11 protein-coding genes are annotated in these 12,283 nt (G+C 64.9%); 10 read left to right on the top strand and 1 reads right to left on the bottom strand.

The genetic code is table 11. From position 1 onward, the window contains the following. The first annotated feature begins 6 nt into the window (after positions 1–6). Genes QLQ86_RS00400 through QLQ86_RS00390 form a run of 3 tightly spaced genes read left to right on the top strand, consistent with a single transcriptional unit; the run spans position 7 to position 2,761 of the window. Entirely contained in the window at positions 7–633 is a 627-nt protein-coding gene (locus QLQ86_RS00400; protein WP_326521260.1) for a condensin complex protein MksE, read from the top strand. After that, positions 630–1,877, top strand: a complete 1,248-nt coding sequence (locus tag QLQ86_RS00395) for a hypothetical protein (protein ID WP_282815588.1) — start codon at positions 630–632, stop codon at positions 1,875–1,877. The genes QLQ86_RS00400 and QLQ86_RS00395 overlap by 4 nt, the downstream gene beginning before the upstream one ends. Beyond that, positions 1,874–2,761 (top strand): DUF7281 domain-containing protein, encoded by an 888-nt coding sequence (locus QLQ86_RS00390; protein WP_282815587.1) that lies wholly within the window; start codon positions 1,874–1,876, stop codon positions 2,759–2,761. The genes QLQ86_RS00395 and QLQ86_RS00390 overlap by 4 nt, the downstream gene beginning before the upstream one ends. Before the next feature lie 144 nt (positions 2,762–2,905). Here the strand turns inward: QLQ86_RS00390 and QLQ86_RS00385 are convergent, their stop codons facing one another. After that, on the bottom strand, positions 2,906–3,886 hold the full coding sequence (locus QLQ86_RS00385; protein WP_282815586.1) for a 2-hydroxyacid dehydrogenase: 981 nt from the start codon (positions 3,884–3,886) through the stop codon (positions 2,906–2,908). Positions 3,887–4,320: 434 nt separating this feature from the next. Between QLQ86_RS00385 and kdgD the strand changes: the two genes are divergently transcribed. From kdgD to QLQ86_RS00350, 7 genes are all read left to right on the top strand, one after another. Further along, positions 4,321–5,238 carry a 5-dehydro-4-deoxyglucarate dehydratase gene (gene kdgD / locus QLQ86_RS00380; RefSeq protein WP_282815585.1) on the top strand — a complete coding sequence of 306 codons (918 nt, stop codon included), beginning with the start codon at positions 4,321–4,323 and terminating at the stop codon, positions 5,236–5,238. 26 nt (positions 5,239–5,264) lie between these two features. Continuing rightward, positions 5,265–6,320 (top strand): ABC transporter substrate-binding protein, encoded by a 1,056-nt coding sequence (locus tag QLQ86_RS00375; protein ID WP_282733980.1) that lies wholly within the window; start codon positions 5,265–5,267, stop codon positions 6,318–6,320. Between the two features lie 107 nt (positions 6,321–6,427). After that, the gene (locus QLQ86_RS00370; protein ID WP_282733981.1) at positions 6,428–6,871 is read left to right on the top strand and encodes a tripartite tricarboxylate transporter; all 444 of its coding nucleotides are present in this window, start codon (positions 6,428–6,430) and stop codon (positions 6,869–6,871) included. Positions 6,872–6,888: 17 nt separating this feature from the next. After that, positions 6,889–8,397, top strand: coding sequence for a tripartite tricarboxylate transporter permease (locus tag QLQ86_RS00365; protein WP_282815584.1), 1,509 nt, complete (start codon positions 6,889–6,891; stop codon positions 8,395–8,397). A gap of 82 nt (positions 8,398–8,479) precedes the next feature. Beyond that, positions 8,480–9,805, top strand: coding sequence for an enolase C-terminal domain-like protein (locus tag QLQ86_RS00360; RefSeq protein WP_282815583.1), 1,326 nt, complete (start codon positions 8,480–8,482; stop codon positions 9,803–9,805). A 72-nt stretch (positions 9,806–9,877) separates the two neighbouring features. Beyond that, complete coding sequence (locus QLQ86_RS00355; protein WP_282733984.1) at positions 9,878–10,615, top strand: FadR/GntR family transcriptional regulator; 738 nt, start codon at positions 9,878–9,880, stop codon at positions 10,613–10,615. 23 nt (positions 10,616–10,638) lie between these two features. Then, complete coding sequence (locus QLQ86_RS00350; protein WP_282815582.1) at positions 10,639–12,207, top strand: aldehyde dehydrogenase (NADP(+)); 1,569 nt, start codon at positions 10,639–10,641, stop codon at positions 12,205–12,207. Positions 12,208–12,283 lie beyond the last annotated feature (76 nt).

Here is a 12,283-nt window from a genome sequence, read left to right as displayed (position 1 = left end):
CGCTCGATGACCGAACATGGCCCCCTGCTCGAACGCCTGCTGGCCGGCGAGTTCATCTGCGCGGTGAGCGACGAGAGCGCCTTCCGCCGCCTGCAGGACGACGAGGTTCGCGAGCAGCTCGATACCTACCTGCGCCCGCTCAACCGTCGCCTGGCCACCAACGACGAGGGCAGCGTCTACTTCCTGGCCTGGCGCCGGCTCGACGAGGGCGCTCGCGAGCAGCTCTCGCGCCAGCTGGCGGACACCGTCAACAGCCTGCTGCCGATGCTGGAGTGGCTGCAGCTGGTGCAGGAGACCCTGGGCCGCGACGGCCTGGCCGCCCCCGGCGACGTGCTCAAGCCCGCCGACTTCAGCTCGCGCTGCGAGGACAACCAGGGGCTTCGCGAGCGCCTCGAGCGACTGGCCACCGATCCCTTCTTCGGCTCCCAGAGCGACCAGCTCGATGCCCAGCTCAAGCAGGTCTTCAAGCGCCTGAAGGAGCACGGCTACCTGCTCCAGCCCCACGCCGATCGCCAGTACTTCGTGGTCACCGCCAAGATCGACTACCTGGTCGACCTGGTGCGTTTCATCCGCGACGAGGAGAACCTGCCCGAGGACGACCAGCCCCCGGCCAGCCAGGAGAGCCTGCTGTGAGCGACCGCGATGCCCACGCCCTGGAGAGCCGCCTGATTGGCACCGGCGTCGAGCGCCTGGCGCTGCTCGGCAAGCACGCCGGGGCGCTGATGGCCGGCTATGCCCGGGACGAGGTGCCCCTGGAGGGGCTCAGCACCACCGCCCTCAACCGGCTGCTGGCGGCGCGCATCCTGTGGCGGCCGGACGAACAGGGCGGGGTGAAGCTTTCCCCCAAGGTGCGCGAGCTGATCGCCGAGATGCTCGCCGACGAGACCCGGCGCCACGTCAACGCCGACGTGGCCGAGACCCTGGAGCTCATGCGCACCCTGGTGCAGAGCTACCGCGAGGCCCGCGACGCCGGCGAGTACTGGCGCCAGGAACAGCAGCTGCTGCGCCTGCGCCAGGAGGTGGATGACCTCAACGGCCGCTTCGGCGACGCCATCGACAGCCTGTGGCGGCGCCTCAACAGCGACTTCGGCTTCGTCAGCCGCCTGGGCGACAAGATTCGCGAGAACGAGCGCGCCCAGAAGCAGATCGTGCGCCTGCTCGACAGCCTGGCGCTGATCGACTTCCACGAGCTGATCGAGCTGGTGGGCAGCGATGGCGCCCTGCGCAAGCTGCTGGTCAGCGGCCTGCAGCACCAGCTCACCCAGCACTACACCAGCCTGCGCGAGGTGCAGCGGCGCATGGTCGAGCTGATGGCGCGCTTCCGCCAGCAGCAGTCGCGAAGCCGCCTGGTGGCCGGCATGGCCGGCTTCCTTCGTGAACATCCGGGCTTCGTGCCCGGCAACTACGCCCGGCGCAGCGAGGTCCCGGCGCTGGTCAACCGCGCCGCCCCGCTGATCGCCGCCGGGGCCGCGGCCCTGGATCACCACCCCGATACTCGGGCACTCACCGAACTGCTGCACCAGCTGCCGCGGCCTGTTCATCGCCCGGAACCGGTGACCGCTGCCGGCGCCGCGGCGCCCCAGGAAGACACCCTCGTCGCCGCTCGTCAGCAGGCGCTCAAGGAGGACGTGGAGCGCTTCTATCTTGCGGTGGTGGACCGCGGCGGGGAGGGGCTCAGCGCATTGGCGTACCTGCAGGAGGGCGAGCTGGCGTGGGGCGAGGAGATCTGGCTCTTCCAGGTGATTGCCGAGTTCCAGGGTCTGCCCAGGGGCGAGCAGCGCGCCTTCCGCCTTAGCCAACAGGAGAGCCAGGCCAGCCCCTTCAACCACCTGCGGCTGATCCATGACGTCAACCTGGCGCTGAGGGCGGGGGCATGAACCTGTCGTCGCGCGCTCGCCACCTGCTCCGCGACGCCGGCCAGGCGCTGCGTCGCACGCCCAGCGTAGAGAAGCGTCGCAGCAAGGTGGTGAACGAGGTCGTGGCCTGGTGTCAGGCGCACGATATCGAGCTCGGCCCGCGCCTCACCCACGCCCGCCTGCAGCTCGACCCTGACCTGCTCGCCCGGATCGACGAGACCCTGGTTGCCCTGGGCGAGCCCGCCATCGCCGCCGACCTCAGCGGCCTGACCACCGCCGAACAGGCTCACCTGGGTAACCGCGAGGAGAAGGGTGTGCGCGAGAAGCCCCGCGATCGCCGCGTGCTGGCCAGCTTCCCCGCTGCGGCGGCGCAGCGGCCGGGACTGGTGAGCTGCCCCCGGGATTTCCTCGACCTCGACTGGCGCGACCTCGACCTCGACGCCTTCGACGTGCTGGTTCAGGTCGAGAACCTCGATGGCTTCTACGCCTTCGCGTCGACCACTGCGGCGCTGGCCGACGACGCCCGCCCGCTGGTGCTCTACCGCGGCGACAGGCACTACGGCGGCGCCTTCGCCAGGGTGGCCGAGGCCTGGGCAGAGAGCGCCAGGCCCCACTTCTATCTCGGCGACTTCGACGCCAAGGGGGTGAGCATCGCCCTCGCCAGCCGCGCCACCCATCTGCTGTTGCCGCCGCGCGAGGATCTGGCCGAGCGCGCCAATGCCGCGCACCTGCCGCCTGAGCAGCAGGGCTACCAGCCGGCCCTGCGCGACCACGCCGCCCGCCTGCCCATTGGCCACCCGCTGGCCGACTACCTCGCCATCCTGCTTCGCGAGCAGCGCGGCCTGCGTCAGCAGTGGTTTGGTGATTCACTGCAGGGGGTGCCGTTGGGTGAATCTGGACTTTAAGGGAAAGGCATCCGCTCTCTTCGCTTCACACCTACCACATGGATATCTCGGAATTAGGCCTTTTGCCTGGGTAGGGTCCCGGGTAATTGATCATCCGGGATCCGCCAGCTGGCGGTGTTCCTTTTCTATCCCGTTTCGGTGGCGTCATGCGAGCCGCCAGGCTGTCTCGTTGACCAGGTTGATCGGGCGCTCGCCCTTGAGCGCCAGGATCAGGTTGTCCACGGCGCGCTGGGCCATGGCGGTGCGTGTCTCGTGGGTGGCCGAGCCGATGTGCGGCAAGGCCACCACGTTGGTCATGTGCGGCAGTGGCGACTCCGGCGACAGCGGCTCCTGCTCGAAGACGTCCAGGCCGGCGGCGCGAATGCGCCCCATCTCCAGTGCCTCGATGAGCGCCGCCTCGTTGACGACCTTGCCGCGGGCGATGTTGACGAAGATCGCCGACGGCTTCATCAGGGCAAATTCTCGCTCGCCGATCAGGTGCTCGGTCTCGGCGGTGAGGGGCACGGTGACGCAGACGAAGTCGGATTCGGCAAGCAACGTGTCCGTTTCGCGCCGCTCCGCCCCTAGTTCGCGCTCGAGCTCGGGCTTGGGGGAGGCGTTCGAGTAGAGGACGCGCATGCCGAAGCCCAGGGCGCCGCGCCGGGCCACGGCGGCGCCGATGCGCCCGAAGCCGATCAGCCCCAGGGTCTTGCCGTGCACGTCACTACCGAAGTGCTCGGGACCGATCCCCGCTTGCCAGTCGCCGCGCTTGACCAGATCGGCCAGCTCCACGGCGCGCCGGGCGGCGGCCATGATCAGCAGGAAGCCGGTGTCGGCGGTGGTCTCGGTGAGCACGTCCGGGGTATTGCACAGCAGGATGCCGCGGCGGGTCAGCGCCTCGACCGGGTAGTTGTCGTAGCCCACCGAGATGGTGGCGATGGCTTCGAGCTGGGGCGCGGCGTCGAGCAGCTCGGGGGTGATGGCCAGGCTGGCGCCGATGAGGCCGTGGGCGTCGGGTAGCGCGGCCCGGAAGTCAGGATCGTCGGCGGAGGTCAGGCCGGGAAAGGCCAGGACCTCGAAGACGTGGCCGAGCTGCGCCAGCTGGTCATCGTTCAGGCGGCCATAGGCGAGGATGCGTTTCTTCATGGTTCAGGCTCCTTTTGGGCAAAGGACAAGGTATCTACCGGGCGGCTCGGGCTTCAGGTGCAGTGAGACGCTCACGACCGAGCAGACACTCCATTTCCCCACCACCTGCATTACCAGTGCGCCGACCAGGTTGCCGAGGGGTACCGCGTACCGGCGAGAGCGAGTGTCGAGAAGGAGCCAGTCTGCAACCCTTCATGACTAACTGGCCAGCCGCTACTGCGCCATCGAGGGTAAGCCAGCCTGGATAGGCTGCTGGGTGAGAGCATGCTTCGCGGGCACCCTTAAACTTTGGTCGCAATTCGATCAGTAGGACTTGCCCGGCAAGTGACTGGTGATTAATTTGTCAGTTGTATGATGTATGACAACACACCCGTTGTCGATCACCCGCGAGGCGGTCGGGGAGCCCCTGACCCGGAAAGCATGAGGACGGTTGCGTGAAGTTTTCCAGAGAAGCAGTGGTGCAAGCCATCGGCGATGGTCTGCTGTCGTTTCCCATCACGGATTTCGACCAGGAGGGCCGTTTCGACGCCGAGAGTTATCGCCGTCGGCTGGAGTGGTTCATCAGCCACGACATCTCCGCGGTCTTCGTGGCCGGTGGTACCGGCGAGTTCTTCAACCTGTCGCTCGACGAGTTCCGCGAGATCGTGCGCGTGGCCGTGGAGACGGTGGACGGCAAGCTGCCGGTGATCGCCAGTGCCGGGCTGAGCGTCGAGAGCGGCAAGGCCTTCGCCCAGGCGGCTGAGGAGGCTGGTGCTGACGGCATCCTGCTGATGCCACCCTATCTGACCGAATGCCCCCAGGACGGACTGGTCGAATATGGCCGCCAGATCTGTGCGTCCACGTCGCTCAATGTCATCTATTACAACCGCGGCAACGGGATCCTCGATGCCGGGTCCGTCAAGGCACTGGCCGAGGCCTGCCCCAACCTGGTCGGCCTCAAGGACGGCAAGGGCGACATCCAGGCCCTGAACAAGATCGTCAAGACCGTGGGCGACCGGCTTGTCTATATCGGCGGCGTGCCGACCGCCGAGATCTTCGCCGAGGCCTATCTGTCCATCGGCGTCAACACCTACTCATCGGCCGTGTTCAACTTCGTGCCCGACATGGCCGTGACCTTCTACAAGGAACTCCGCAAGGGCAACAGCGAAGTCGTCAAGCAGATCACCAACGACTTCTTCATTCCCTTCGTGGACCTCAGGGATCGGAAGAAGGGCTATGCCGTCAGCCTGATCAAGGCCGGCGCCGAGATCATCGGTCGTCCGGCGGGCAGCGTACGCGCGCCCCTGACCATGCCCTCATCCGAGGAGCGCCAGCAGCTCGAGACGCTGGTGGGTATCGCCAAGCAACTATAAATCGACAACAGCTAAGAGGTGTAAGAATGACCTTATCCAAGAAGACACTGGCAGGACTGGGCTCCGCCGCGGTCATGGCGTCGATGACTTTCGGCGCCGGCATCGCCATGGCCCAGGACGGTCAGCTGCGCGGCAACATACGAGTCGTCATCGGTTCCACGTCCACCGGGGGGGACACCTACCAGAACTCCAGCATCGTGGTGGACAAGCTGGCCGAGCATCTCGACCTCAACATGAAGGTCGACGCCGTCGGTGCGAGTTCTGCCTTTCGTACCCTGGACCGCGACGCACGCGGCAACACCCTGATGATCTTCCACGACCAGTCCTATCTGGGCCATCTGTATGGTGTGGAGGGCTACGAGAATATCTTCGAGAAGTACACCATCGGGCCGACCGTGGCGATCAACCCGGGTAACGCCTATCTGGTGCCCAAGGACTCCCCATACGAGACCCTCGATGAGGTCATCGCGGCGGTAGGCGATGGCGAGACCGTGCGCGTGGCGATCCAGCCGGGGGGCGTCTCCGAGATCGGCTTCAGTGCCCTGAAGAACGCCGTTTCTATCGAGCACCCGGGGCAGGAGGACAACCTGGTCGCCGTCAACACCGGCTCGCAGTCGGACAAGAATCAGCAGCTCTTCGATGATCAGGTCGACATGATCCACGGTTCCGTGCAGGCCAATGAGCAGTACACCCGCCTCGCCGAGGACGACCAGAAGGCCATGCGCTTTGTCTGGCTGACCGCGCGCCAGGACACTATTGAACAGGCACCGGAGGAGGGCCTTGGCAAGACCTCCCGCGAGCAGCTGCTCGAGTACGTCGAGCCCAACGTCCACGTCACCATGGGCGACGACGAGACCTTCACCTTCGATAAGGAGTTCTTCTTCCTCTACAACAAGGACATGGATCCGGGCATCGTCGAGCAGATCGACGAGGCGCTGACCGAGATCTATGAAGAGGGAGAAATTCAGGAGACCCAGAAGAACTCCTTCTTCATCCCCAACTTCAAGCCTTCAGACGAGGCCTCGGAGTACCTGAACGAGAAGATGTCTCGCTACGAAGAGATCATCGATAACATCAAATAAGCGATCCGGGCATCGACGGCGGTATGCGGTCGATGCCCCGCCATTTGGCGTGAATCGCTATAGAACACTGATGGGCAGGCTACCCTACTGCTCATGCCGGAGCCGCTATGGAATCAGGTCTTTCCAATCTGTTAAGTGTCTCGATAGACTTCGGGACCTCGCACCTTCTTTTTCCGACGATCATCCACTGGATCATGGCAGGGCTTTTCTTGGTCATCCTGGTGACCAAGGTGGTCCCCTTCCTGGCCGCGGTGAAGCGAGGAGAGCGTACCCTCCCCATCGTGGGGGAGCCCATGGATGCTTACCGTTTCTTCGGCACGCTCGTCCTGATTGTGGCGTATTTCTATCTGATGGACGTGGTGGGCAACCTCTTCCCTTACACGGGCTACGGCTTCCTGTTCGTTTCGATGCCCTTCGTGCTGATCATGTCGCTGATGTATATGCATGAATGGACGAAGAAGGCGGTCATCATCGCGGTGATCAATGCCATCGTCGCTCCCGGCCTGGCCTGGTTCATTCTCGCCAAGCTTTTCACCATCACCCTGCCGTGATCTAAGCGAGTGCCACCATGGAATTCCTGTCACTTCTCGATGTCACCTTTTTCCTGCTTGCCGGATTCGGTGCACTGATCGGCATCATCTTCGGCGCGATACCGGGCATGACCGCTACCATGGCGGTGGCGGTCTGTCTGCCGCTGACCTATGCCCTGGGACTGCACCACGGCCTGGCGTTACTGCTGGGTCTCTACGTGGGCGGTATCTCGGGCGGCATGGTGCCGGCGGTACTGCTCAACATACCTGGCACGCCCTCCTCGATCACCACCACCTTCGATGGCTACCCGATGGCTCGCAAGGGAGAAGGGGAGAAGGCGCTGCGCGTGTGTGTCATCGCCTCCGTCATCGGAGGGCTGATCAGTGCCGCCGTGCTCTTCCTGTTCGCTCCCATGCTGGCCGACTTCTCGATCAAGTTCTCCTACGTGGAGAAGTTCCTGATCATTCTCTTGGCCCTGAGCGTCATCGCCTCGCTGTCGAGCAGCATGCTGGTGGGCATCTTTAGTGGCGTTATTGGTATCTGGCTGAGCCTGATCGGCGACTACAGCATCTCCGATGGCGGCAACGGCAAGACGCGGCTGATGGCCGATTTCATGGAACCCTACCTGTTCGAAGGTTTCTCCCTGCTGCCGGTGCTGATCGGCATCTTCGGCATCTCCACCATCCTGCTCGAGGCCGAGAAGGGGGTGAAGAGTGAGCTGAGCCATGAACGCGTCAAGTTCGGCAAGGGGAGTGGTTTCTCCCTGGGGCTGTTCAAGGGACGCCTGACCAACCTGGTGCGCTCGTCCTTCATCGGGACCTTTGTCGGCATGCTGCCTGGTGTTGGTGGCAGTGCCGCCTCCGTGCTGGCCTATACCCAGGAGAAGAACCTGGCGAGGGACTCCTCGCAGATGGGCAAGGGCGCCCCCCAGGGGCTCATTGCCTCGGAGTCGGCCAACAATGCGCTGACCGGCGGCGCACTGATTCCGCTGCTCTCCCTGGGGATTCCCGGTGATTCCACCACCGCCGTACTGATTGGCGCCTTCACCCTACAGGGTATTCAGGTGGGGCCGCTGTTCATCCCCGAGAATGCCAATACCTGGTACATCATGATGACGGCGCTGGTCTTCGCCAACGTCGTGATGTTCTTCCTGATGTTTTTCGCCATCAAGCATATCGCCAAGGTGGTGATGGTGCCCAAGCATATCCTTTATCCGATCATCGTGATGATGTGTGTGGTGGGCGCCTATGCCATCAACTACGGCATCATGTTCGATGTCTGGACCCTGCTGATCTTCGGCATCCTCGGCTACCTGATCCAGAAGGTCGGTCTGGAAGTGGCGCCGCTGATCATCGGGTTCATTCTGGGCAGCCAGGCGGAGGTCTACTTCGTCAAGAGCCTCGAGTCGTTCGGCACCCTCTCGATCTTCTTCACCAAGAGCCCCATTGCCGTGGTGCTGTGGCTGTTGATCCTGGCATCCGTGGCGTTCTCCATCGCGATGAGCCTGAAGAATCGCAAGAGAGACCGCGAAGAGCAGATGGGCTAGACGCTCCCTTCTAATACTGATGCATCTGGGACGCGCAGCCGAACCCTAGTCTTACGATTGAAATTTTCAGAGGAAAAGCGACATGCTCCCGAAGATAAAGACCATGCGCGTGGTCCCCGTGGCCGGATACGATGGCTTCCTGTTGAACCTCAGCGGCGGGCATGCGCCCTGGTTCATCCGCTGCGTGGTGATCCTCGAGGACGATGCCGGCAACCAGGGGGTCGGCGAGATTCCGGCCAGTGCCGGCATCCTCAAGGGGCTGGAGCAGTGCCGTGAGCTGGTAGAAGGCTCGCGGGTCAACGATATCAAGCAGACCCTCAACCAGGTACGCCTGCGGCTGGCTCAGAACGGCCGCGAGGAGCGAGGTCGCCAGACCTTCGACTTGCGGGTGGCGGTGCACGTGATCACCGGCATCGAATCCGCCCTGTTCGACCTCTATGGCCAGGCGCTGGGCATGCCGGTGGCCGACCTGCTCGGTCAGTACGGCCGCCAGCGCGACGAGGTCGAGGCCCTGGGTTACCTGTTCCTGCTTGGCGACCCGGCCAAGACCGACCTGCCCTATCCTCAGGCGAGCGACCCACAGGATGCTTGGGACGAGGTACGCTGCCGTGAGGCCCTGACCCCCGATGCCGTGGCCAACCTGGCCAAGGCCGCCTTTGAGCGCTACGGCTTCAGGGACTTCAAGCTCAAGGGTGGCGTGCTGCGCGGCGAGGAAGAGGCGGACTGCATCCGCGCGCTGCACGAGGCCTTCCCCGAGGCGCGCCTGACCCTCGACCCCAACGGTGCCTGGAAACTCGACGAGGCGGTGCGGGTGCTGGAACCGATCAAGCACCTGCTGAGCTATGCCGAGGATCCCTGCGGCCAGGAGGAGAGCTACTCGGGCCGTGAGACCATGGCCGAGTTCAAGAAGCGCACCGGTCTGCCCACGGCGACCAACATGATCGCCACCGACTTCAAGCAGCTGCAGTACGCCGTACAGCTCAATGCCGTGGATATCCCCCTGGCCGACTGCCACTTTTGGACCATGCAGGGCGCCGTGGCGGTGGGCGAGCTGTGCCATGAGTGGGGCTTGACCTGGGGCTCCCACAGCAACAACCACTTCGACATCTCGTTGGCCATGATGACCCATGTGGCCGCGGCCTGCCCTGGCGAGATCACCGCCATCGATACCCACTGGATCTGGCAGGACGGCCAGCGGATCACTAAGGAGCCGTTCCTGATTCGCGACGGCAAGCTAACCGTGCCGAAGACCCCAGGCCTGGGTGTCGAGCTGGATGAAGAAAAGCTGATGGAGGCGCATCGCCTCTACCAGGGCCTCGATGTGACGCAGCGCAACGACGCCATGGCCATGCAGTACCTGATTCCCGGCTGGGAATTCGACCCAAAGCGTCCGGCACTGGTGCGCTAGGGTTTGCCAGGCTGCTAGACTAAAAGTCATACTTTTGGTCAAAGGCATTTTTCCATGGCAGAGGATACGAAAATGTCGCCAGAAATCGCGCGATTGGACGTGCACAAGGTGGCCAAGCAGGGAAGTCTCTCCGCCCATGTCGCCGACCAACTCGAGGCGCTGATTCTTGAGGGAAAGGCCAAGGTAGGCGAGAAACTCCCCACGGAAAGTCAGCTGTGTGATTCCTTCGGCGTCAGCCGCACGGTCATCCGCGAGGCGATCACCCACCTCAAGTCGCTAGGGCTGGTGGCGACACGGCGTGGCGTGGGCACTACGGTGCTGCGTTCCCAGGCCGTGGAGGCTCGCCCGGCAGAGCGCATCAACCCGACCACGGTGGAGGATATCCTGCATGTCCTCGAGCTCCGCCTGGCCCTGGAGCCTGCTGCGGCGGAGCTGGCCGCGCTGCGTCACGATGAGGCAGACGGTCGCCGGCTCGAGGAGAAGCACGCGGCCTTTCTCAAGGCGTGCGCCGAGAAATCCCAGGCGCGGGTGGAGGACTACGAGTTCCACCATGCCATTACCCAGGCCACCCATAATCCGGCCTTCACGCAGCTCTACGAGCAGCTCAGTCCCAGCAGCATTCCTCGTGCCAAGTTGCTGAGCATCGACATCAATCCCGCCGCGGCGGCGCGTTACCTCGAGCGGGTCCAGGAAGAACACGCCTTTATTCTCGAGGCAATCCTGTCACGCGATGCCGAGGCGGCAAGAGAGACCATGTTTCAGCACCTCAACCGGTCACGAAACATGTACGCCCAGTACCAGGAAAGCTGAACCACCGAACCAAGGGAGACAGCATGACCCCACAAGGCACTTCCCTGATCGGCCAGCGCGCCGTCACCGGCGACCAGGCCGTCATCCGCCCCATCGACCCGGCCTCCGGGGAGGCGCTGGCCCCCGAGTATCCGGGGCTGGACCGCCACGCGGTGGCCGAAGCTTGCCAGCTCGCGGAGGAGGCCCTCACCACCTACCGCGAGACCTCGCTGGAGGAGCGGGCAAGCTTTCTGGAAACCATCGCCGCCGAGATCGAGGCGCTGGGCGATGCGCTGGTCGAGCGCGCCATGGCCGAGACCGGCCTGCCCCGGGCACGGATCGAGGGTGAACGCGGGCGCACCTGCGGCCAGCTGCGCCTGTTCGCCTCCGTGGTGCGTGCCGGCGAGTGGCTCGACGTGCGCATCGACCCGGCTCTCCCGGATCGCCAGCCGATGCCCCGCGTCGACCTGCGCCAGCGCCACGTGGCCCTGGGCCCGGTGGCGGTGTTCGGCGCCTCGAACTTCCCGCTCGCGTTCAGCGTGGCGGGGGGCGATACCGCCTCGGCGCTGGCCGCCGGCTGTCCGGTGGTGGTCAAGGCGCATTCTGCTCACCCCGGCACCTCCGAGCTGGTCGGCCGCGCGGTGCAGAAGGCCGTGGGCAGCTGTGGCCTTCCCGAAGGCGTGTTCTCGCTGCTGTTCGGCTCGGGCAAGGAGATCGGCCAGGCGCTGGTCGCCGATCCGCATATCCAGGCCGTGGGCTTCACCGGCTCGCGCAACGGGGGCCTGGCGCTGATGGCCACCGCCCAGGCCCGCCCCCAGCCGATCCCGGTCTACGCCGAGATGAGCTCCATCAACCCGGTGTTCCTGCTGCCCGAGGCGCTCCAGGCACGCGCCAAGGAGATCGCCGAGGGCTTCATCGGCTCGCTGAACATGGGCGCCGGACAGTTCTGCACCAACCCGGGCCTGGTGATCGCCATCAAGGGCGAGGCGCTGGACGCCTTCACCGCTGCCGCCGGTGAAGCGGTCAAGGGCAGCGCCGCCCAGACCATGCTCACCCCGGGCATCCACGCCGCCTATGACGATGGCGTGAGCCAGCTGGCCGGAGAGGCTCGCGAGATCGCTCGCGGCTCGGCCAGCGAGGGCCCTCACCAGTGCCAGGCCGCGTTGTTCGCCACGAGCGGCGCCGACTTCCTGGCCAACGCGGCCCTGCAGGCCGAGGTGTTCGGTGCCGCCTCGCTGTTGATCGAGTGCGAGGACCTCGACCAGGTCAAGGCCGTGGCCGAGCACCTGGAGGGACAGCTCACCGCCACGCTGCAGATGGACGATGGCGACCTGGACGCCGCCCGGACGCTGTTACCGGTACTCGAGCGCAAGGCCGGTCGTGTCTTAGCCAACGGCTGGCCCACCGGTGTCGAGGTGTGCCATGCCATGGTCCACGGTGGCCCGTTCCCGGCGACCTCGGACAGCCGCACGACCTCGGTGGGCAGTGCCGCCATCCACCGCTTCCTGCGCCCGGTGTGCTACCAGAACCTGCCTGAAGGCTTGCTGCCCGAGGCCCTCAAGGAGGGCAACCCGCTGGGCGTCACCCGGCTGGTGGACGGCAAGCGGGATTAATTCCTGGAGTTTGCAAGTGGTTGGACCCTTTGGCGGCCTGCGGGCCGCCTCTTTGTTCTTGGCTCTACTCGGGTGT

The organism is Halomonas rhizosphaerae (assembly GCF_030012485.1).
Classification (GTDB): Bacteria; Pseudomonadota; Gammaproteobacteria; order Pseudomonadales; family Halomonadaceae; genus Halomonas; species Halomonas rhizosphaerae.
This window is presented reverse-complemented; position numbering and strand designations above follow the sequence as displayed.